The organism is Sodalis sp. RH22, from assembly GCF_047324165.1.
Lineage (GTDB): Bacteria > Pseudomonadota > Gammaproteobacteria > Enterobacterales > Enterobacteriaceae > Acerihabitans.
Genome location: NZ_CP178731.1, coordinates 334,412 through 356,435 on the forward strand (window position 1 = coordinate 334,412; position 22,024 = coordinate 356,435).

The following is a 22,024-nucleotide window of genomic DNA, read 5'->3' on the forward strand; positions in this document are numbered from 1 at the left end:
AGTATGACGATGAATGTACGTGGTTACGCCGCACTGGCCGTGAAAGAAGATTTGGTGCCGCACAATTTTGTGCGCCGCGATCCCCGGGCTAACGATGTGGTGATTGAAATTTTGTACAGTGGCGTGTGCCATTCAGATATTCATAATGCTTACAATGATTGGGGCAATGCGACCTTCCCAATGGTGCCCGGGCATGAAATCATTGGCCGCGTCACCCGGGTGGGGGCGGAAGTTACGCGTTTTAAAGCCGGTGATCATGTTGGCGTCGGTTGCATGGTGGATTCCTGCCAGCACTGCGATCCTTGTAAGCAGGGGCTTGAGCAGTATTGCGAAGAAGGCAATACGCTGACCTACAACGATATCGATCGTCACGATAAAATGCCGACCTATGGCGGCTACTCCGAAACCATCGTGGTATCGGATAAGTTCGTGGTCAAAGTGCCGGATGGCCTGGATCTGAAGGGCGCGGCGCCGCTATTGTGCGCCGGTATCACTACCTGGTCGCCATTGCGCCACTGGAAAGTAGGCAAAGGGACCAAAGTGGCGGTGGTCGGCCTTGGCGGCTTGGGCCATATGGGGCTGAAATTCGCCAAAGCGTTAGGCGCCGAGGTCACACTCTTTAGCCGTTCTCCCGGTAAAGAGCAGGATGCGCGCCGGCTTGGTGCCGATCACATAGTGATCTCCACCGATGACGACCAAATGGCGGCAGTAAAAGGAGAATTTGACCTTATCGTCGATACGGTGCCTTATGTTCACGACCTTAAGCCTTATGTCACGACGCTCGCCCTTAACGGTACTTTGGTGCTGGTGGGCTATTTGGGCGAACTGGACCCGGTGCTGAACTCCGCACCGCTGGTCCTGGGACGTAAATCAGTCGCCGGTTCGGTGATTGGCGGCATTACAGAAACCCAGGAAATGCTGGATTTTTGTGGTGAGCACGGCATCACTGCTGATGTTGAAATGATTAATATCCAGGATATCAATGATGCCTGGAAACGCATGCTGAAAAGTGATGTGAAATATCGCTTTGTTATAGATATTTCTTCTTTAACTGCATGATTAAAAAGATGAAAAGGCGACAGTACGTCGCCTTTTTCAAATAATTTTTTCAACTGATGATTAGTATTTATCGACTGCTAAAATTCTAACTCCTAATTATCTCGTGTTTTGCACAAAAAATCACCATGACTCAACTTGTATTGTAATGATAAAAGTAGCTAATTAACTAATATCCATACAGTATCAAGCCGATAGAGAGGCCATGTCTATCACAAAACGATAGTGTACGTCCGCCTGTTCCATCCGCGTAAAAGCCTCGTTTATCTGATCCATACGGATCATCTCGCAGTCGGGCAGGATGTTTTTCTTTGCGCAGAAGTCGAGCATTTCCTGGGTTTCTCGAATGCCCCCGATGGGCGAGCCGGCGATCCGGCGACGGCCCAGGATCAGAGGCACGGTGCTCGGTTCGGCAAGGGGACCGACCTGGCCCACCAGTACTAATGTGCCGTCGATATCCAGCAGCGGCATATAAGGATTGAGATCGTGCTTGACCGGCACGGTGTCGATAATCAAATCGAACCCGGAGGCGGCTTTCGCCATGGCCTCCTCATCCGTGGAAATCAGCAGGCAGTCGGCGCCCAGGGCAAGGGCATCGGCTTCCTTGTTGGCGGTGCGGCTCAGGACAGTCACGTCCGCGCCCAGGCCAACCGCCAGCTTGACCGCCATATGGCCCAACCCGCCAAGGCCAATCACGCCGACCCGGCTGCCCGGACCGACGTTCCAGGTGCGCAGCGGTGAATAGGTGGTGATGCCGGCGCACAGTAGCGGTGCGGTCCGTGAAAGATCCAGCCCGTCCGGCACGCGCAGCACAAACTCTTCGCGCACCACTAAATGCTTGGAGTAACCGCCTTGTGTCGGTTCATGGGTAATGCGGTCCAGACCACAGTAGGTGCCGGTATTGCCTTCCCGGCACAGCTGCTCCTCTCCGTTATGGCACTGGTCACATTCCATACAACTGTCCACCATGCAGCCTACGGCCACCGCATCACCCACCTTATAGCGGGTGACGTCGGGGCCGACGTCGGTGACGCGGCCGACAATTTCATGACCGGGGACAATAGGGTAGGTTGTCCAGCCCCAGTCGTTATGCGCCGTATGGAGATCCGAATGGCAGACTCCACAAAAGAGTATCTCCATGGCGACATCGTTAGGGCGCAGCGCGCGCCGTTCGAATACAAACGGCGCCAATGGGGTAGTAGTACTGAAGGCGGCATAGCCGGTGGTTTTCATCTGTTGACTCCCTTGTTCTGGATAATGATAATTCAGGAACAGAACTCTTGAAGGTCCTGAATTGTCTGCTATTTATTAAAGCAGTCGTATCCGGCATTGTGAATATATCGCGTTGTGCTGTAAAAAGAGTAATACTTTGGCGGCTAAACAATAGGCGTATTCATGGATGATTCTTGCCTTATCCTCTTGGTTGATACCCGCAAGCCACTGCCAGAATATTAACAATGCCATTATCGCCGCCCTGACTGGGGAAATAAGTAAGCCGCGGCGGCGGAGATCTCAACTGGGGAAATCGGTGGTGACACTGATTTTTTCCCAGGCATTCACTTCTGTTAGCTGGGTTTCCAATTGGGAGCGGACATACTTAACGGCATCGCTGCCCAATAGCAGCCTGAAGGGCGCGTCAGCCGCCTCGACGGCTTTAATGATTACCTGGGCACCGCGCGCGCAATCGCCGGGCTGCTTACCATGGCTATTATCCTTTTCTTTCCGGCGCAGTCCGGCGGTATTGGCGTAATCAGCGATAACAGTCTTTGATTGCTGCAATGAACGGCCGGCAAAATCGGTACGAAACGCACCGGGTTCCACCACCAGCACCTTGATACCAAGCGGACTGATCTCTTTTCGCAGCGCGTCCGACATACCCTCTAGTGCGAATTTGGTCGCCGCGTAATATCCGGACCCTGGCTCGGCGCCGCGACCGGCGATGGATGAAACGTTGACGATGGCGCCGCTGCGCCGGGACCGCATGCCGGGCAGTATCGCCTTGATCATCTTTATTGGGCCAAAAAAATTGGTGGCGAACAGTTCGTCGACATCTGCCTCGTCGCCTTCCTCCACCGCAGCGCGGTAGCCGTGGCCGGCGTTGTTCACCAGCACGTCCACCCCGCCGAAGCGAGCTTCAGCCTGGCGCACCACCTCGGCAATCAGAGTATTGTCGGTCACATCCAGCGCGACGGCCAGCGCGGTGTCGGGATAGGATGTTACGATATCCTGAACCTTTGCCGGATCCCGCGCGGTAACCACCGCGTTCCATCCGCGCGCCAGAACCGCCTGCGCAAGATGGCGACCAAGTCCGGTAGAACAACCGGTAATTAACCATGTAGACATAGAGAAAGTACCTCAGATAAATGTGTTATCGTTTGGGACGAAGAAAGCGTTTTCTTTCGCATAAGCTACAGTTTTTAACAATGATGAAGCATCCGATAAGCAGATTCTTGAGTGATAGCTGATAAATATTCCTCATCAGTACTGAAAGGGGGAATGTCATTTTTACTCACACGAACCTGATCAAAATCCATTCATTTCCGCAAAAGAATAATCAATTGCTTATATAAGGGACTATAGAAGAAATAGTGATGAAAAATTACTCTTATGTTTTACTTGCCGTTATGAGTGATATTCATGAGTCTTCGTGCTGGGATTACTTTACTTTCCGAGAGCCAGGGCCATCCCTTCATATTCATTAGGAACAGTCATAGGTGATATAGCGTGGAAAAGGCGACATCGCCGAGGAGGAGCAAATTACCATTAATGCACCATTTTCATAAGTCTATGCGGATTTGCGGACTGTTTTATACAGTGTGCGCCTGTTAAGTTTAATGTTGGAATAATCGCTGCGTTGGTTCTGGAAACTCTGGATACGGCCCATTAACGCTCAATAGACCCGAAAACGACGGAATAGTCATGCCATGCCCACAAAATTGATCAATGGCAAAAAAAGAGTTATCACCACACTCACCGGTTCGTTACGACGGATCGTTAATATCCAACCTGAAGAGATCCCGGCGCTGGCATGGTCCTGGCTGTATGTGTTTGCCCTTTTCCTGGCTTATTATGTGTTGCGGCCGATTCGGGATGAGTTGGGCGTGGCGGGCGGCGTGCGCAATTTGCCCTGGCTTTTTACCGGCACGCTGCTGGCGATGCTGGCGGTGAATCCCCTGTTTGCCGCCGCGGTGCGGCGATGGCCGCGCGAGCGTTTTATTGCAGTAACCTATCGTTTTTTTATCGTCAACCTGCTTATCTTCATGCTGCTGATGACGGTGGCCACACCCGGCCAATCGGTGTGGGTCGGCAGGGCGTTCTTTATTTGGGTTTCCGTCTTTAATCTGTTTGTGGTGTCGGTATTCTGGTCGTTTATCGTCGATGTGTTCGACCGTGAACAAGGCAAGCGGCTGTTTGGTTTCCTGGCCGCCGGGGCGACGCTCGGCGGTTTGGTGGGGTCGAGCCTGACGGCGGGTTTTGTTGAAATGGTGGGGCAGAACGGTTTGCTTATCATTGCCATGATCCTGCTTGAGATGGCCGTGTTTGCTTCGCGCCGGCTGTCCAGGGTCAGCGATGTCTTCCAACGCCCTCTGCGGGGGGACGAATCCAATAAGGCCCTGGGCGGGGGACTGTTCGCCGGCATGACGCATACCTTTCGCTCCCCCTATTTATTGGGCATTGCGTTTTTCATGTTGTTTTATAGCGTCACCTCCACCTTTTTGTATTTTCAGCAGGCCAGTATTGCCGAGGGTAATTTTGTGGACAGCGCGGCCAGGACGGTATTTTTTGCCCGTATAGATTTCTGGGTGAATGCCATCACCCTGGTTTTACAGCTTTTCCTGACCGGACGTCTTATCGGCTGGCTGGGTGTGGTGGTTACTCTGTGCGCGCTGCCGCTGTTTAGCCTGGTGGGATTTGCCGGCATTGCCGCCTATCCGGCGATCGGTTTATTCGTCGTGGTACAGGTGATGCGCCGGGTGACGAATTTCAGCCTGGCAAGGCCCACGCGCGAGGTCCTGTTCACCTCGGTGGCACGCGAGGATCGCTATAAAGCAAAAAATTTCATCGATACCGTGGTGTACCGCGTCGGCGATCAGATCGCCGGCTGGACCTATGCCGGACTGGTGGGGCTGGGGTTGAGCATGACGGGTATTTCCATCGTCGCCGTGCCGCTTTCCGCGCTTTGGCTCGGCTTAAGTGTCTGGCTTGGGACCCGCAGCCAGCTAACGCTATCCAGAACTGTTAACAGAGAGACTGATTGAGATGAAGCTTTCGCGCCATACGGCTGTGATCGCCCGATATTTGGCGGAAAAGTCATATGCTAAATTGTTTCAGATTGATTCGCAATAATATCCCTAGGGCATTCAGATGCTCACTGAAATAGATACCGAATGGCCGATGAAAAATAATAGATGAATATTTATTTCATGTAATTTTACTAAAATAGCCAGTTGAATTAATGAAAAAAACTCACAGGCCTTATCAATATATCGGTATAGTCAATTTTATTTTATTAGCTATACTAAAGTATTCTTGTTCTTCGCTGATTTTATTAAAGAAAGTTATATTTACTGCGGTGTCACTCTATTAGCAATCAATGTTTCTAAAAGAATAGGGTGTTTGGATTCTTTAAGGGTTTCGCGATACGGCAAATTGATATTTCGTTTGTTGAAGCTAAGTTCATGCTTTTCTATATTTTAACTGAGCTTGCGCGAAAATTTAATACCTAAATTTTCAGGGACTCTAAGAATGCAAAATCTCGATATCATGGTCATTGAACACGCAATTAATTGGATTAAAACACAACCGGTGTGGCTTTGCACCGTATTGAACACGTTTGGCTCTTCCCCCCGCCCACCCGGCACCATGATGTCTATCAATATGGCAGGTCAATTCTGCGGTTCATTGTCAGGAGGGTGTATCGAAGAAGATTTTATCCGCAGGATACAGGAAGGTGAGTTCCGGCATGCAAGCCAGGTTGTCCGTTATGGCGAGGGCGGGTTGCCCCCTGATCGCACATTGCCCTGCGGCGGTGTGCTTGATATTCTTATTGAGTATTTACCCGTGGCATCGCACTATACAAACCGTCTTGTGGAATTGCACCAGGCGCTCCTCGGGCGATTTTCTTTGCGAAAAGTCGTTGCGCCGCCGTTTAGTTGCGAATCTCTTGAAAAAGCGGAATGGCGTAGCAGTACGGTGGTAGAACGTCATGATGAAAAAATCGTTCTGACTATTGCGGCAGCGCCGCGCGTCATCATCGCCGGCTTGTCAGAAGTGGCCATTTGTTGCATGGAATTTGCCGTTGGGCTGGGTTTCGAAACCATCATATGTGAGACTCGGGACGATATCCTTGATAACTTCAGACATCGCATTCACCGCCAGGCCATCCTGAAAAATGTATTTCCCGCCAAGTACCTGGAGCTCAATGGTTGCCATGCCAATACTGCAATAGTGGCATTGACGCATGATCCGCGTATTGATGATTTGACCTTAATGGAAGCGGTCAATACCCCGGCGTTTTATCTGGGTGTGATGGGGTCGGAGCGTAATAGCAATACCCGGTTACGCCGGCTGGCTGAAATAGGGGGGTTAACCTCTCAGCAACTGGAACGGGTGCATGCACCTATCGGCATCAATATTGGCAGTAAAACCCCGGCGGAAATTGCCTTGTCGGTTATGTGCCATATTGTTAAAGAAAAAAATCATATCCCGTAGCAAGGATTATAGGGGCTTATTGGTGATAAGCCCCTTCCTTATTAAATCAATTTATCCATGGTGATAGGCAGTTCCCTGATACGCTTGCCGGTCGCGTGAAACACCGCATTGCTTATCGCCGCGGCAACCCCGACAATACCCAATTCTCCCACGGCTTTACCGCCCATGGTTGTCGCCTTGTAGTCAGGCTGGCCCACATCAATGGTGACAATCTCAGGAACGTCGGCATTGACCGGCACCAGATAGTCAGCCAAATTATTATTGATCACCCGACCGTTATTAGGGTCGATAATGCCTTCCTCGAGCAATGATTGGCCCAGCCCCATAATCATACCGCCAATCCATTGGCTCCGTGCGAGCGTGGGATTAAAAATACGGCCACTATCAAAGGCGCCTACCATGCGTTTGACGCGTACGGTGCCAAAATCCTGATCAACCCTGACTTCGACGAATTGAGCGCTCCAGCTGTGGGCGGAAACATCCTGCGGCCGGGTCATGGTATTCAGTGCTCCCACAATTTTATCCCGCTCCTCAGACGATGCATCCTGCGAAAATGTGCCGCCTGTCACCTCCAGACGGTCCATATTCGCCACCTGAAGCAATCGTGATAGGGTGATGGTCTTACTGGGGCGCAGCGCCATACGGATTTCGCCATTAGCCAGCACTAAACGCCCGCGGTCAACCCCATGCAGCGGCGAATCCGGCGTCTCGACAGCCAAGGTCAACAAACGCTCCCTCATCAAAGAAGAGGTTTTATTCACTGCGGCCGCCAGATTGCCAGCGAGCTGGGAGCCACCGGCAACACCAGCCCTGGGCAAAAAGGTATCGCCAAGCTGCACGGTTATCTTTTCTGAGGGGATTTGCAGTACTTCCGCGGCCGTTTGCGCCAGTATGGTATAGGTCCCGGTTCCTATATCCGCCCCGGCGCTCTGCAAAATAAACTTGCCGTCGGGTTGCAAAATGAGTTTTGCTTCAGCGGGCTGAAGGTTTACCGGATAGGTTCCCGAGGCCATACCCCAGCCGATGAGCTCACGACCTTCGCGCATTGACCGCGGCGCCATGCTGCGCTTATCCCAGCCAAAGGCTTTCGCGCCTTCAAGGTAAGCTTCGCGCAACCGGCGCAGGCTCCAGGGTTTGTTGAGCTGATAGTCATGATCAGCCCAATTACGCAACCTGAGTTCAAGCGGATCGATATTAAGCGCATAAGCCATTTCATCCATCGCCACTTCCAAACCGAAGGCGCTGGGGTTTTCTCCCGGCGCGCGCATCCAGCCCGGAGTCACGGTATTGATAGGCACGACACGATGGCGGGACTGCACATTGGGAATGCCATACAGCCGCGCCGTCACACGATTGCAGTTCTCAGCGTAAACGTCGTCTAAGGATGTTTCACTAAAACTGTCGTGAATAATGGCCGTTATCTTGCCGTCACGCGTCGCGCCCATCTCTAAATGTTGTGAGGTCGCCGCTCGTCCGCCAAAACCGGTGAACGTCTGCGGCCGGGTTAACGACACTTTCACCGGACGTTTTAACTCCCGTGCCGCGGCACAGGCCAGCGCAACATGACTGTAGGGCACCGGTTTGGAGCCAAATCCCCCGCCGACATAAGGAGAAATAATGTGGACATCGCTCCTGTCGATGCCCATCCATTCGGCGATCTCCACCTGGGCGCCCGCCACCCACTGGCTTGGCTCCCATACCGTCAGCTTGTTATCTTGCCATTGGGCGATACAGGCATGGGGTTCCATCGGCATATTGTATTCGCGTGGCGTGATGTAATGGCCGCTTATTCTAACGTCGGCGCTGGCCATAGCCTGCTGTGCATTGCCGATATTGATGCTAAGCGCATCCATGTTTTTAGGCTTGGCGTTGGGATCGGTCGCCGCGATCAGGGCCTGCGTCTCCTGATACTCAACTTTGACCAGCGAGGCCGCATAGGTGGCTTGCTCAAAAGTCTCGGCAATCACAATACCGATATTTTGCCCGTTGTGGATAATCCGGTCATCCTGAAGCGGAGTATAGGTTGATTGCGCCGCTCCCCCCTGGGATATCGGCGTGGGTCTGTGTATCTTCAACGTATTTAAATGGGTGTAAACGGCGACGACCCCTTGCGCACCCAGGGCGGCGTCCGTCTGCATACCGATAATTCGGCCGCTGGAAATGGTGGATTGAATGACGACGCCATAAAGTACATTGGCTACCTGGTGTTCAACAGCATAGGTGGCTGCTCCACTGACTTTCACCGCGCCGTCGCCCCTCGGGCGGGCGGCCCCCAGGGCCTCATATTTCCCGGTTTCGGGCGGCGTGGCGGTCCCGGTTTGTTGCGCCGCCTGCGCCGAACCAAAACCAATACCGCTTCCATTGACGACGGAAGCAATGGCTGTCGCTTTAAGCAAGCCGCGGCGTACCTTATCGGTTTCTTGCTTCATGATAATCCTCCTGCGGTGAGCAATGCGCGGGTAATAACCTTCGGCGCGAGCACCATTTTAAAATGATTGTGCTCCAATGGCCGGGCATCCGCGATGACCAACTGTGCCGCTTCACTGATGTTTTCTTCACTGAATGTCTTGCCGCGCAAGGCGTTTTCAACCTGGACTGCACGCCAGGGTTTGGTGGCCACGCCGCCGAGCGCAATATGCACATCACGGATCATTCGACCATCCAGTTCGATACCCACCGCCGCGCTGGCCGCGGCGAACTCATAGGACGCGCGATCGCGCACTTTCAAATAATAGGAGTGTTCCAACGCGGGAACACGTGGTATTTCGACAGCGATAATGATCTCATCTGGCGCAATGTCGTGTTCCTTGTCAGGCGTGGTTCCAGGTAATTGATAAAATTGTCCAATAGGGACACTGCGTTCACGCTGGGCGGTATTGCGTAATATCACTCTGGCGTCGAAGGCCGTGAGCGCGACCGCCAAATCTCCCGGATACACCGCGACACAGCTGGCGCTTGCGCCAAGTATCGCGTGATTACGGTTAATGCCCTTAAGAGCGGCGCACCCGGATCCGGGGTGACGCTTATTGCACGCGGAAAATGTTTCCGGATCGCGAAAATAAACGCAGCGGGTACGCTGGCGCAGGTTGCCGCCAATAGTCGCCATATTTCTGATCTGGGGAGAGGCGGCCTGCCAAAGACTGCCGTAAACAACCGGAGCGAGATTGCGGCAATCCGGATGAGCTGCCAATTCACTCATCCGTACCAGCGCCCCGAACCGGATGGACTGCGCCGAGAAAAAAATGTCGCTCAAACCGGGCAGGCGGGTGATATCGATAAGCCGCTGCGGTTTTTCAACATTACACTTCATCAAATCCAGTTGGGTTGTGCCGCCGGCCAGAATACGCCCGCCTTCAGGGGTGACCTGCGACAATGCATCATCTAAAGTTTGTGCCCGATGGTAAGAGAATTCATTCATGCCGACTCCTTATTCAGCGCAAGGGCCGCCTGTTTGATGGCATCGACGATATGCGGATAGGCGCCGCAGCGGCAGATATTGCCACTCATGTATTCGCGGATCTCTTGTTCGGATCCGGCATGTCCCTCCCTGATGCACGCCACCGCCGACATAATTTGTCCCGGTGTGCAATAACCGCACTGAAAAGCGTCATGTTGCAAAAAACACGCCTGTACAGGATGTAAAGTACCATCGCGTTTGACCAATCCCTCGATGGTTGTTATCTGTTTTTCGTCTGCTTGCGCCGCCAGGGTCAGGCAACTCAGCACGCGTTTTCCATCAATATGTACGGTACAGGCACCACATTGGCCTTGGTCACAGCCTTTTTTAGTGCCTGTCAGCGCCAGGTGCTCGCGCAGCACGTCCAGAAGGGTAACCCGGGGATCAACAGAAAGCTCATGAGGCTCACCATTGACAATGATGTTTAACGGTATGTTTTCAGCCATATTTGTATTCCAGTAATAAGTAGGATTCATCTTGAATGCAACAAGGTTGCGCTCTCGTTATAATGGCGAATGCAAATATCCCTTTGACAAGGTGTTACTATAAGATTTAGCTATGTAAGCATTAAATGATAAATATCGGATCGTTTACTCTTGGCATGGACATAACCCAATTTTGAGTCTAAAAATACCAATCTGAATAGAGAGTCGTAATCAGTATTTATTATAATAACGATTAACTGCTATATCTCAGCCACCGGTGCAGATTTCTAATCGCGCATCTACTTTTTTAATATTTAAAATCCCTTCTATTATCATCGCTAAAAACGCTTTATTTTCTAATGATATAAACGTTTTTTAACTTAAATCATGACAATATGAAACCGCGATAGCGTCATAAATAACGTAGGGTCATGTTGTCTCTATCCTATGCCGTAAAATTCAAAACGCTGACATTCAGTAAACATTTTCACCGTGTAAGTTTAACAGGTGGGCAGCAATTGATTATTGTTGAAACTTGCTAGGCTTAGTGAAAATTATTCATAACTGTTCATCATATGATCTGGGTTTGTCGCCATTAAACCATGAATAAAAGGCGATAGATTTAGTGATTAAATCTCTTTAACGCATTGATTAATAGCATTTAATACATAAATTTATACCTGGGTCATTCCGAGTTTGGAAAACACGCCTCGATTCGCCACACGATCTTTGGCAACACAATATTTCATACATAATGAAGATAGCCGCGTTTTGGCGAGAGGATGCAATGTGTCATGGGTTCATTGATCAGGTATAGCATAAGGTTAACAAGATCTTGATTATCAGTCACAAAATGCCTAAACCACAATAAAGTTAACCTTCCAGATGTGAGATGTATAATTATAATGGTTAATCATGATATCGACGGTTGTACGTTATGGGGCGATTCATCGAATGTGTTGCGAGAGGGCAAGGGCAATGCTTCCTGTTGGTATACTGATTGCCGCCGCCGGTCACGGGCTTCGATATCGAACAGCCGGCGGTATAGGACTCAAACTCGAGCATCTGCTTGATAATGGCGTCACTGTGTTCCAGCAGACCTTGCTCAATGCGAGTCGTTCTGGACTACCGATTCACGTTGTGACTCGTTCCTCTTACACGTCAATTCATCAGATATGCCGGACTTTCCACGTGACTTTTAGCTGTGCTGATACCGATGGGCTTGGAGAAACGATTGCCGCGGGGGTAAATACGTGTCGGGGCTGGAAAGGGTGGTTGGTACAATTAGCTGATATGCCTTTTGTCAGCCACGCTATTTATCAGCAAGTTGCACTTGCGCTTGACCAGCATGTGACTGTCAGGCCGGTATATCGTCATCAACCAGGGCATCCGGTAGGTTTTTCCGCGCAGGCGATTGATTTGCTTTTGCAATTGCGGGGCGATTGTGGGGCAAAAGAGGTGCTGAGAAGGTATCCCCCCTTGCTAATAGATGTTAACGATAGCGGGGTGATTACCGATATCGACCTGCCGCCCATGCCTGATGCACAAGTAATCTGATGTAACTATTGTTAATTTCAAGATGGATAGGGTGTCACGGCGTGGAAATAGCCATCGGGACGCTTCGGCCCTTGACCTCGGCTGCGTGTGATTAATTCATGGTTATGCCGCGGAAATAAACCATGCGGTAAGGTGAAAGGCATACCGCGGCGCATAAGGTAGTTTGAGGGTATTGAAAAGGCGGTATATGGGAAAATTTTCATTTGAGGCCATTGGAACCCGATGGGAAATCGAGACGCTTATCCCATTGGGGACCGGTGTGCGTCAATCCATCCTTGATAGGATCGCGCTATTTGAGGCGGTTTATTCGCGCTTTCGAGCAGATTCTCTGGTGTCTCGAATCGCCGCGGCGCCCAATGGAGGATGTTTTGATTTTCCTGAGGATGCGCACGCATTATTCTCTCTCTATGACCGGCTGCACGCCATAACCGGCGGTGCCGTGGATCCCTTGGTGGGGCGTGCCCTCGAATTGCTCGGTTATGACAGAAATTATACGCTTAAACCCGCGCCTGACCTGGTCAGGAACGCAGTAATAGAGAGTGACACAGCGGTCTGGTCGAAGGACATTATGCGTCAGGGAACTTCGCTTAACACACGCAGGGCTGTTGTGATCGATGTTGGCGCTGTGGGAAAAGGTTACCTGGTGGACATGGTTTCTGAAATTCTCCGAGATGCAGGTTTTGACCAGTTTGTCGTCGATGGCAGTGGTGATATCCGTCACTTTGGGAGATCCACCCTCCGGATTGGGCTGGAGCATCCGTTCAATCCCACAATGGCGATCGGGGTTGCCGCTTTACAGGGACGCGCGCTGTGTGCATCCGCAGTTAACCGACGGGCATGGGGTGATGGACTCCATCATGTGCTTGATGCCCGCACAGGACTACCGGTTCGAGATGTCGTTGCAACCTGGGCTGTTGCCGACGATGCCGCCACCGCGGATGGCCTGGCGACGGCGCTGTTTTTTGTCGGACAGGAACAACTGGTGGATTATTTCGATTTCGAATTTGTAAGGATGTTTGCCGATGGACACGCAGAAGCTTCCGGGAATTTTAAAGGTGAACTCTATTTCTGAGGTTTGCGAAACGCTAACGGTTGCACAGAACATTGCTTACCGCCAGAGCCGTTAATCCGGCGCTGACGTGAAGTTATTTATTAATTTCATTCAACATTGAATGCGTTATAACCCTCTTAATTAAAGTCAGCTTCCTACGTAAGATGGGTCGTGCTGAAAAAGAATTCAATGTGAGGACATAAATGTCATCCCGGCTTGGCGCTATGCCCTGTTTGCACCTTATAGCTTTAATGAGGACCGTTTGTCGCATTTGAATTCATCGATGCTGGATTTAGACAAACACAGACCACTGGCAATGCCGCTTCCGTTCGGGTTCTCAATGTGCTTCATATTCGGGCGTCGCCGACTGCCGCACCGCCCGCTTACGTCGATCCCTGGGGTGATGGTTTGTCTCGACAAAGAGGCAAAGCAATGCAGCAATTCACTCGATGGCGGAGCCGTGCGATATAACATCTTATTGATATCACTCAGGGAGTGTGCGACATGAATTGTTTCGCCTGCAAAATATTTCTGACGCTCATGCTTGCTCATTTACTGTTAGCCGGCACTGCCATCGCCGCTTCGAAGCAGCCGCAGGCGGCTTTACAATCAACTGATAGTGATCCCGGACCGGAGAAGCTAATGAGTACAAATAAACCTGTTGTCCTGGTTGTCGGTGCAAGCGGTAGCATCGGCAGACCGGTCGTCGCGGAAGCATTCAGGAAGGGATATGAGACCAGGGCTCTGGTGCGTGATCCGGGCCAGGCGAAATTGTTCCCCGCTGGCGTCCAGGTCGTCGTGGGTGACCTGACCCGGGCCGAGACACTGCACGACGCGGTCGCAGGCGTTACAGGCATCATCTTCACACATGGCATCAGCGGGAACGATCCGCAAGGAGCCGAGCAGGTGAACTACGGCGCGGTGCGCAACATTTTGAGCGTTTTGCAAGCCCCGGCGCGGATCGCTCTGATGACCACGGTCGGCGTCACGAAACCCACTATCGGACACGACTGGAAGCGGCGTGGGGAGCGGCTTGTGCGCGCCAGTGGTCTGCCTTACACCATCGTTCGTCCCGGATGGTTTGACTACAATACGCCCGAACAGCACCGTCTCGTGATGCGACAAGGAGACACGCACTGGGCCGGATCGCCTTCCGACGGTGTAGTTGCCCGTGCCCAGATCGCCCAGGTCCTCGTCGCTTCGCTGACCTCGCCTGCCGCCAATCGCAAAACCTTTGAGCTGGTCGCCGAACAAGGCGCTGCCCAGTCCGATCTGGAGCCGCTTTTCTCGGCACTGCCGGTCGATCCTATCGACGGCTACGACGCCATTCGGGACCGGGACAGTTTACCCCTCGCCAAGGAACCCCCCACGTTTATCCGCGAACTTAATGCTGTTCGTGGGCGGTTCAAAGACTGAGTTCCATCGGGGAAGTGCTGATGGATCCCTCTGACTGTGCTCTCGGGGGCTTTATATCAGTGATCTCTTCCCATTAAACATTACTAGCCTGGCGATGGATTAACCAGAGGGGAGTTGGTCATAGTATGGCATACGTCACTGGTTTATGAATATCTTAATATAACTATATTTCAGCAATACTTCTTTTATAGAAGTTGATTATTAGCCCTACTGTTTTTTAGTATAAAGCTATGTTTTTGCGGTAAGTTATTTTTTATCAAACAACTGTCACTCAATTTTAGTTACGACTTTTCAAAAAGTGCATTCATGATGATCGAATCATAATACCCCCAGATTTTTACAATTTGTTTATCCTTTATGCGCAGTACCCAGCAGTATTGCATATTGAAGTTCACTCCGTTTTTACCTTTACCGCCTGTAGCATGGAAACGCAGGCAGGCATAATCTCCGTCAACTATCATTGCATCGATGATTGGCACAGGCCATGATTCCAGTTTGTCATCAAGGCGGTTAAGAAGATTATTCCTGTAGTTTATCTTCCCCCGATAGCATCCTGAAACTGGCGAAGTTCCCAGTGCATTAAATTCCAGATCCTCGTGTAATGCGGCCATAAAATTCTCTCCCCATCCTTGGTTGGCTACCGACTGGAAAAGCGACGATAAGAACTGGCGATTTTCTTCACTCATTATGTATCTCCTGGCTGTTTATGAATTCTGACGTGTGCTTTTAAGAATATCAGAGAGACCGCGGGCTAACAGTTGACGCGGCGCATCGGTTCCGTCGACAGGAAGAAGCGTTCTGCTGCGTATTTTCCAGCGATTATCGTGACGTTCCAGCTCCCAACGATTAACCACTACCCGATGGATACGATACCCGGTAGAATATCCATGGTTGGCCATCTCACGTGGTTCTCCCTGTTGATCCAACTGTAATAGCTGTAAATAGGAGGTGACAATAGCCGTATCGCCTCGTAAGTCGATAAGCGGCAGCCCGGCAAAATGTGCCAGTCCGCTTTTAATTGCCTTTTCATGTGCTGGTCTGAGTATAAATGCTGCGATCGCGTTCACGCCTTTAGCACCATCTAACCCTTCACCTCGATTAAACACACCATCCTCCATATAAACAGAGGCCGTATATTCAGCGAGCCCGCTGTCGGCACTGGGGGGATGAGAGGCAATAAGCTCATAAATGGCCAGCTTATCTTCCGTTATCTGCAGTCGTTGTTCTAAGGTAAGTCGGTTTCTGTCAACCATTAGCCCCTTCTCCTAGTTTGCTGGTTTGTCTGGATTGCCGCTATTATAATTGTTCTTTTTAATTAATTAATACAGCCATAACTGGATGCAGTTATTAGAGCAATTTAATAATAGAGAGGTAGAAATGATTAGCCGTTCGGATTTTTTGGCGCTTAAGACTTTTATCATGGTGGCGGAGAAACTGAACTTCAGGGCTGTGGCGGACAAACTCGGTATATCCGCCTCTGCGGTCAGCCAACAAATCCAGGGACTTGAAGAGCGCTTGGGATTGAGACTTTTAAATCGCACCACACGCTCAGTGTGTCTCACTGAGGAGGGGCGAGTGCTGTATCTTCAAACTGCGCCATTACTGGAAAATCTTGCCGATGCGTTCATGCAAGCGCATTCGCGAAGCAGTATCGTTAAAGGAAATATTCGAATTCATGCCTTTCGTTCGGCTGCTGAAATGTTTCTGGATTGTAAGGTAGCGGGTTTTCTTGCCTCTTTCCCCGATGTGCATATTGATCTCACGATAAATGACTGCCCCGCGGATCTTATGGCGGGACGATTCGATCTCTCTCTACGGCTTGGTGAAGTACTTGACCCAGGATTAGTTGCGGTTCCCATTGGTGAGCGGTTACATCAAATAGTGGTGGCCGCGCCATCCTATCTTGAAGCACGTGGAAACATTAAACAGCCGGAAGATTTAAGCCAGCATAATTGCATTGGCTGGCGTTGGCCGGGCAAGGTGACCCCAGAGCCCTGGCAGTTTTCTTTTAATGGACAGTTAAAAAATATTTCCGTTACAGGAAATCTGGTAGTGGATGACCGGGAACGTCAATATCGGGCTGCCATCGCGGGGATCGGCGTTGCTCAGGTCACAGCGGAAAGAGTGAGTGTTCATCTCGACTCTGGCGCGCTTCATCGCGTTCTCGAGGCATGGGAGAGTCAGTTTGATGGATATTACCTTTGCTGGATCGTGGGTAAAGCTATATCGCCAGCGATGAGGGCATTTATTGACTGGTTGCGAAACGGATAATTTAGCCGGGGTTGTATCAATACCAGCAAGTCCTGGTTTTTCACTGATTTCACTGCTGGATCAGGCTACTTTGTTTCCATGAACCATTCCGGCCTGCCGTTGGTGCTTGAGTCGGTAGTTTTCGCCGGCAATCGGCACGATATGGGCATGATGCAGCAGCCGATCCAGTAGTGCCGCCGTCAGGGTGGCGTCATGCGCGAACGTTGCATCCCACTGCCCGAACGGCAGGTTACTGGTCACGATTAAACTGCCCTTTTCGTAGAGCGCCGCGATCACCTGGAAGAACAGGTTGGCCTGCTCGCGGTTCATCGGTAGATAGCCTATTTCATCGATGATAAGCAGGCGGTAAGCCTTGATGGCCCGGCGCATCACCGTTTTGCGCGTGTGCCGTGCTCAACGCCAGCAGCAAGTCCGATGCTGTCGTAAAACGCGTTTTGATGCCGGCCTGCGTTGCCTTGTAACCCAGCGCCATCGCCAAATGGGTTTTGCCCACGCCGCTGGGGCCGACCAACACCACGTTCTCGTTGCGTTCGATAAATCCCAGTCCGGCCAGTTCTTCAATCTGGCTGCGCTTAACGCCTTTGGCGAAGTCATAGTTGAACTGTTCCAGCGTCTTGATCGCCGGGAAGCCCGCCATGCGTGTCATCATGCTTTGTTTTCGCACGTTCCGTCCCGCGACCTCTTTGCGCAGCAACGCCTCCAGGAAGTCGCTGTAAGCCGTCTCATCCTTGGCCGCCTGCTGAGCCGCCGCGCCGTAGCCTTGTGCCATGAAGGAGAGCTTCAGCGTCTCGCACAACCGGGCTATCCGTTCATGTTGTAAGTTCATACCGCCATCCCTTGCCGGACGTTGAACAGCAGTTGCTCATAGACGGCCAGGGGTGCTGCTCAGGCGTCGTTTCTGCCAGCCGCTCAGGCACGATTGCCGGCCGACGTGGCGGGGCGGGCTCCTTTGCGGCTTGCACTTGTGGCCGCGCAGCAGCGATATTCCCGCGCCAGGGCACAGCCAGCGCCTGTAGACAGGGCACTTCCTTTGCCAGCCGTGCCGCCGGCCTTTCCTGTGTCGTGCCGTGCACCCGGTCGTTGGCAACTTCTCGCAGCCAACGCGCCACTTCGGCATTGGCGGTGACGACATCGAGCTGCAAGCCGCTCTGGCTCAGACGACTTGCCGGCGGCACATAAAACGAACGCCACAAGTAACCGTTGAAGCGCTCGACCTTGCCCTTTGTCTGCGCGCGGTAGGGTTGGCACATTTCGGGAAGATGTGATTGTTCATGCTGGCAAGCAGACGTACGGAGTGGTTCTGTGACCAGGTTCGATTGCTTTTATGCCAGGTTAATGCAACGTGTTTAAAGGATTTTTCAGGGGAGCTGGCAGCTATCTCTGCGATACGTTGCTGTGCTGGATTGATATTCTGCGCCAGCGGCTTGCGTATGCCATCACGTTGCTGCCGGGTGTAAGCCAGAGAAACATCGGGATAAGCCCCTAAGCCAAGCCGGGATTCCTTACCATTGATGCGATATTTGATATAGCAGAGACGTGAACCGCCGGGATTGATCAAAAGGTACAGGCCATGAGAATCGGAAACTTTGAAGGGTTTAGCGGATGGTTTTGAGCTGCGGATTTTTGTGTCGTTAAGAGACATTTGGGGGTCACTCCGTCATCGAACCAACTTGACCCCAAATCTGACCACCAAATTCTCCCGATGCGGAGGGAAAAACAAAAATGCATCGGGAAGGTTTTTCACGCTAACTTTTTGAATCTAGTTCAGATAAGGATTCGCGGAGCGGCATGAAAACAAGAATTTGGCTCCTCTGACTGGACCTGAATCCATGCGCTAACCAATTGTAGATTAAACAATTTTATATATTCATCAAATAGAACTGGACTCAATTTTGGACTTACTTAAATAAGGTGGCAAGAGATTTCTTTTTGGTCAGTACTATTATGGGGTGTGGCGATCAAATATGACGCCAGCTTCAAATGATAGTGCTGGTCAAGGTTACTACTGTAACTTAGTAACTAAGTGCTCGCTAAGGGAGGCCAGTCAGTATTTCATCAGTGCAACGTTATATGCGCTAATGGCTCAAAATTTGATGCCTGTCATTTGCAAGCGAAGCCCACATCGGGTGATTTGGCCTATCCCCGAAGCAGGGCGCCGCGGAACGATATAATATGCGCCTCTGCCGCAAGCGCGGCCGCCTCGCCGTCCTGTGCGGCCAGCGCGACAATGATCGCCTGATGTTCTTCGATAACCTCCAGCATATGGCCCTCTTTCGACAGCGAACTGGCCCAGAATCGTTGCGCCTTGGCATGCAGCACCCGCAAAATGTCCGCCAACATTGCATTACCGGCGATTTGCGCCAGCAATTGATGGAACTGATAATCCAGGGCCATCATCCGATCCCGCTCTCGGGAATGGCATGCGTCTGCAATCCATTCGTTTATTTCCCGTAGGTTGGCAACGTCCGCAGCGGAAATTCGCTTGCTGGCCAATTTCACACATAAGATCTCATTCGCCAGCCGAACCTCAATCAGCTCCAGCGCATCGTCAATAGAGAGCGGCGATACCATCACACCCTTACGTGGGATAATTTGCAGCATGCCCTCATTGGCCAGGCGGTGGATTGCCTGGTTGATCGGCGTTCTGCCCATCGCCAGCTCATTCATCACCTGCGCCGTATTGAGAAAATCACCCGGCTTATAGCTCAACGTTACCAGCGCCTGTTTAAAACGGCGGTAGGCCAGTTCATTGAGCGACAAATCGGACTCATCGTCCATCGGCAAATCTTGGCTCACGGTATCAGAAGATTTCACGCGTAATGTCCTGTTTAAAACATTTTAGACATTCTACACAAAAGGTGGCATGAAAATCGCTTATTTCATTTCTGAAAATAGAGTGAAATTTCACGATGTTTTCTTTAATCACTTAAATACAGCGAGCTGGCAACTATGGAATTGACCTTTGAGCTACCCGGATCCACTGGCGCCGGGCACCTACAGACCGACATTAATCAATTAATCGTTGCCGGCTGGACCGGTCGCGATCCCGAAGCGATCCTGCACCATATCAGTGAACTTGAAGCGCTGGGCGTGCCCCGGCCAAGTGCAACACCGTTGTTTTATCGCGTGGCCGCCAACCAGTTAAGCCAGCAAGAGGTTATCGAAGTGATGGGCGGCGCGACGTCGGGCGAAGTTGAACCCCTGGTCTTCTCCCATCAGGGCTGTCTTTACGTCTCGTTGGCGTCCGACCATACCGATCGTCGGTTGGAAACTCACAGCGTCGCGCTATCAAAGCAAATCTGTGCCAAACCGGTAGCCCGTACCGCCTGGCCGCTGCATGAGGTGGCGGGGCACTGGGACCAACTCATCTTGCGCTCTTGGATCAAAGAGGAAGGCGAGCTTCGTTTGTATCAGCAAGGAACGTTGGCCAGCCTGCGTAAACCGGCCGAACTGCTGGAGTGCTATTTCTCTAGCCAAGAAATGTTGGCAAGGGGACTAACTCCGTCGTCCGGGCCGATCGACGGCCTGGCCATAGTCTGCGGCACGGTGGCCGCCATCGGTGGCATCCGACCGTCCACGGAATTCCGAATGGCGCTGGTAGATGACGTCCTGGGCCGGACCATCACTCACCGCTATTACTGCACCGAATTACCGGTTGTTGCGTAAAGGGGGGACCGATGATGAAAAAGAGCGAGATGGCCTTATCACAGGCAGCGGAGCGGCTTAATGTCGGCACTGTCAGCGCCCGGGAGTTAACAGAGGCGGCCTTGGCGGCAATGGATGATCCCCGGGGTGAAGGCGTGCGCGTCTTTACCCGCATTTATCGCCGGCAGGCGCGGCTACGGGCGGCGGCCTCCGATGAGCGCCGGAGGGCAGGGAGGCTGCTTTCCTCCCTGGATGGCATGCCGATATCCATCAAGGATTTATTCGACGTGGCCGGCGAAAGCACCACCGGCGGCTCGGTGGTATTGGCCGATGCGCCCGTCGCCGCGCGTCATGCCGTCATTGTCGACAAACTGCTGCGCGCGGGCGCGGTGATCGTCGGCAAAACCAATATGACCGAGTTTGCCTATTCCGGCTTGGGGATCAACCCGCATTATGGCACGCCGGCCAATCCCTATGACCGGGCCACGCGCCGCATTCCCGGCGGGTCGTCCTCCGGCGGCGCCGTTGCCGTCAGCGATGGCATGTGCCTGGGGTCGATTGGCAGCGATACCGGCGGGTCGGTGCGTATTCCCGCGGCCTTTTGCGGGCTGACCGGCTATAAACCCACCGCACGCCGTATCGATCTCGCCGGTGTATTGCCATTGTCTCCCGCGCTGGACTCGGTGGGGGTGATGGCCCATGACGTGTCCAGCTGCCTGGCGCTCGATAATATCATCAGTGACCGGCCGTTGGCGCTGGTCCACAAACCGCTGGCGCAGGCGCATTTTGCCGTGCCGCAAACGCTGGTGCTCGACGATCTCGACGACGACGTAGCGGCGGCGTTTTCCGCCGCTTTGGCGCATCTGCGGCGGGCCGGCGCGCATATCACAGAGATCCCCTGCGTTGAATTTGCCGAACTGTCCCGCATCAACGCCGCCGGCGGATTTACCGCGCTGGAGTCCTGGTTATGGCACCGGCCCTTGATTGAACAAAACAGCGCGCAGTACGACCCCCGGGTTATTTCACGCATCCGCCGCGGCGAGGCGCTCGACGAAAACGACCGACGGCAACTGCTGCGACAGCGCGCCGACTGGCAGCACCGGGTAGCTGCCGCCATCGGCTCGTATGACGCGTTGCTGATGCCGACGGTGCCGCTGATTGCGCCGCCCATTGCCGCGTTGGACGCGGATGAAAATGCCTATTTCCGTGTCAACGGCGCGGTGCTGCGCAATCCGGCGATGATCAATTTTCTCGACGGTTGCGCCGTATCACTGCCTTGCCAACCGGTGGACGCCGCGCCGGTGGGGCTGATGGTCGCGTCCCTGCCGATGCGGGACGGTGCATTGCTGAATTGGGCGCTGCAAATTGAACGCTGCCTGAGCGCAGCACGGTTCCCTGCGGGAAAATAATTTCCTATCGACGTTAACCTTGAGG

17 protein-coding genes and 3 pseudogenes are annotated in these 22,024 nt (G+C 52.3%); 9 read left to right on the forward strand and 11 right to left on the reverse strand.

Annotated elements, in window-relative coordinates; translation table 11 throughout:
• Positions 1 to 3 precede the first annotated feature (3 nt).
• Positions 4 to 1,059: an NAD(P)-dependent alcohol dehydrogenase gene (locus ACL2XN_RS01465; RefSeq protein WP_413729929.1), complete on the forward strand. Its 1,056-nt coding sequence runs from the start codon at positions 4 to 6 to the stop codon at positions 1,057 to 1,059.
• 183 nt (positions 1,060 to 1,242) lie between these two features.
• Here the strand turns inward: ACL2XN_RS01465 and ACL2XN_RS01470 are convergent, their stop codons facing one another.
• Together ACL2XN_RS01470 and ACL2XN_RS01475 are read right to left on the reverse strand one after the other, a co-directional pair.
• On the reverse strand, positions 1,243 to 2,289 hold the full coding sequence (locus tag ACL2XN_RS01470) for an NAD(P)-dependent alcohol dehydrogenase (RefSeq protein ID WP_413729930.1): 1,047 nt from the start codon (positions 2,287 to 2,289) through the stop codon (positions 1,243 to 1,245).
• A gap of 279 nt (positions 2,290 to 2,568) precedes the next feature.
• Positions 2,569 to 3,399: an oxidoreductase gene (locus ACL2XN_RS01475; RefSeq protein ID WP_413729931.1), complete on the reverse strand. Its 831-nt coding sequence runs from the start codon at positions 3,397 to 3,399 to the stop codon at positions 2,569 to 2,571.
• A 581-nt stretch (positions 3,400 to 3,980) separates the two neighbouring features.
• Between ACL2XN_RS01475 and ACL2XN_RS01480 the strand changes: the two genes are divergently transcribed.
• Together ACL2XN_RS01480 and ACL2XN_RS01485 are read left to right on the forward strand one after the other, a co-directional pair.
• On the forward strand, positions 3,981 to 5,315 hold the full coding sequence (locus ACL2XN_RS01480) for an NTP/NDP exchange transporter (RefSeq protein ID WP_413729932.1): 1,335 nt from the start codon (positions 3,981 to 3,983) through the stop codon (positions 5,313 to 5,315).
• Positions 5,316 to 5,802: 487 nt separating this feature from the next.
• Positions 5,803 to 6,768: an XdhC family protein gene (locus tag ACL2XN_RS01485; protein ID WP_413729933.1), complete on the forward strand. Its 966-nt coding sequence runs from the start codon at positions 5,803 to 5,805 to the stop codon at positions 6,766 to 6,768.
• Between the two features lie 41 nt (positions 6,769 to 6,809).
• Here the strand turns inward: ACL2XN_RS01485 and ACL2XN_RS01490 are convergent, their stop codons facing one another.
• Genes ACL2XN_RS01490 through ACL2XN_RS01500 form a run of 3 tightly spaced genes read right to left on the reverse strand, consistent with a single transcriptional unit; the run spans position 6,810 to position 10,671 of the window.
• Positions 6,810 to 9,197, reverse strand: coding sequence for a xanthine dehydrogenase family protein molybdopterin-binding subunit (locus tag ACL2XN_RS01490; RefSeq protein WP_413729935.1), 2,388 nt, complete (start codon positions 9,195 to 9,197; stop codon positions 6,810 to 6,812).
• Positions 9,194 to 10,186, reverse strand: coding sequence for an FAD binding domain-containing protein (locus ACL2XN_RS01495; protein WP_413723081.1), 993 nt, complete (start codon positions 10,184 to 10,186; stop codon positions 9,194 to 9,196). Before ACL2XN_RS01495 ends, ACL2XN_RS01490 begins: the two co-directional genes overlap by 4 nt.
• On the reverse strand, positions 10,183 to 10,671 hold the full coding sequence (locus ACL2XN_RS01500; protein ID WP_413728150.1) for a (2Fe-2S)-binding protein: 489 nt from the start codon (positions 10,669 to 10,671) through the stop codon (positions 10,183 to 10,185). The genes ACL2XN_RS01495 and ACL2XN_RS01500 overlap by 4 nt, the downstream gene beginning before the upstream one ends.
• Positions 10,672 to 11,628: 957 nt before the next feature.
• On the opposite strand from ACL2XN_RS01500, the gene ACL2XN_RS01505 reads away from it, so the two are divergent.
• The 3 genes from ACL2XN_RS01505 to ACL2XN_RS01515 all read left to right on the forward strand — a co-directional run bounded on the left by ACL2XN_RS01505 (position 11,629) and on the right by ACL2XN_RS01515 (position 14,674).
• Positions 11,629 to 12,207 carry a nucleotidyltransferase family protein gene (locus ACL2XN_RS01505; protein WP_413729936.1) on the forward strand — a complete coding sequence of 193 codons (579 nt, stop codon included), beginning with the start codon at positions 11,629 to 11,631 and terminating at the stop codon, positions 12,205 to 12,207.
• 187 nt (positions 12,208 to 12,394) lie between these two features.
• A complete protein-coding gene (locus ACL2XN_RS01510; protein ID WP_413728152.1) occupies positions 12,395 to 13,279 on the forward strand; it encodes an FAD:protein FMN transferase in 885 nt (294 codons plus the stop codon).
• A 483-nt stretch (positions 13,280 to 13,762) separates the two neighbouring features.
• Complete coding sequence (locus tag ACL2XN_RS01515) at positions 13,763 to 14,674, forward strand: SDR family oxidoreductase (RefSeq protein ID WP_413729937.1); 912 nt, start codon at positions 13,763 to 13,765, stop codon at positions 14,672 to 14,674.
• 281 nt (positions 14,675 to 14,955) lie between these two features.
• On the opposite strand, the gene ACL2XN_RS01520 is transcribed toward ACL2XN_RS01515, so the two are convergent.
• Both ACL2XN_RS01520 and ACL2XN_RS01525 read right to left on the reverse strand, forming a co-directional pair.
• Positions 14,956 to 15,360, reverse strand: coding sequence for a nuclear transport factor 2 family protein (locus ACL2XN_RS01520; RefSeq protein ID WP_413723076.1), 405 nt, complete (start codon positions 15,358 to 15,360; stop codon positions 14,956 to 14,958).
• Between the two features lie 18 nt (positions 15,361 to 15,378).
• Entirely contained in the window at positions 15,379 to 15,927 is a 549-nt protein-coding gene (locus ACL2XN_RS01525; RefSeq protein ID WP_413723075.1) for a nuclear transport factor 2 family protein, read from the reverse strand.
• An 85-nt stretch (positions 15,928 to 16,012) separates the two neighbouring features.
• Here ACL2XN_RS01525 and ACL2XN_RS01530 point away from each other — a divergent pair, with 85 nt between their 5' ends.
• On the forward strand, positions 16,013 to 16,945 hold the full coding sequence (locus tag ACL2XN_RS01530) for a LysR family transcriptional regulator (RefSeq protein ID WP_413723074.1): 933 nt from the start codon (positions 16,013 to 16,015) through the stop codon (positions 16,943 to 16,945).
• A gap of 60 nt (positions 16,946 to 17,005) precedes the next feature.
• On the opposite strand, the pseudogene istB reads toward ACL2XN_RS01530, so the two are convergent.
• The 4 genes and pseudogenes from istB to ACL2XN_RS01550 all read right to left on the reverse strand — a co-directional run bounded on the left by istB (position 17,006) and on the right by ACL2XN_RS01550 (position 19,723).
• Positions 17,006 to 17,771: pseudogene (gene istB, locus ACL2XN_RS01535) on the reverse strand (IS21-like element helper ATPase IstB).
• Positions 17,768 to 18,204 (reverse strand): annotated as a pseudogene (locus ACL2XN_RS01540) (IS21 family transposase); the annotation flags it as partial. The pseudogenes ACL2XN_RS01540 and istB, both read right to left, overlap by 4 nt.
• Positions 18,198 to 18,587: pseudogene (locus ACL2XN_RS01545) on the reverse strand (Arm DNA-binding domain-containing protein); the annotation flags it as partial. The pseudogenes ACL2XN_RS01545 and ACL2XN_RS01540, both read right to left, overlap by 7 nt.
• A gap of 494 nt (positions 18,588 to 19,081) precedes the next feature.
• Positions 19,082 to 19,723, reverse strand: coding sequence for a GntR family transcriptional regulator (locus ACL2XN_RS01550; RefSeq protein WP_413731038.1), 642 nt, complete (start codon positions 19,721 to 19,723; stop codon positions 19,082 to 19,084).
• A 171-nt stretch (positions 19,724 to 19,894) separates the two neighbouring features.
• On the opposite strand from ACL2XN_RS01550, the gene ACL2XN_RS01555 reads away from it, so the two are divergent.
• Together ACL2XN_RS01555 and ACL2XN_RS01560 are read left to right on the forward strand one after the other, a co-directional pair.
• A complete protein-coding gene (locus tag ACL2XN_RS01555) occupies positions 19,895 to 20,611 on the forward strand; it encodes a DUF2848 domain-containing protein (RefSeq protein ID WP_413729938.1) in 717 nt (238 codons plus the stop codon).
• A gap of 14 nt (positions 20,612 to 20,625) precedes the next feature.
• A complete protein-coding gene (locus ACL2XN_RS01560; protein ID WP_413731039.1) occupies positions 20,626 to 21,999 on the forward strand; it encodes an amidase in 1,374 nt (457 codons plus the stop codon).
• Positions 22,000 to 22,024 lie beyond the last annotated feature (25 nt).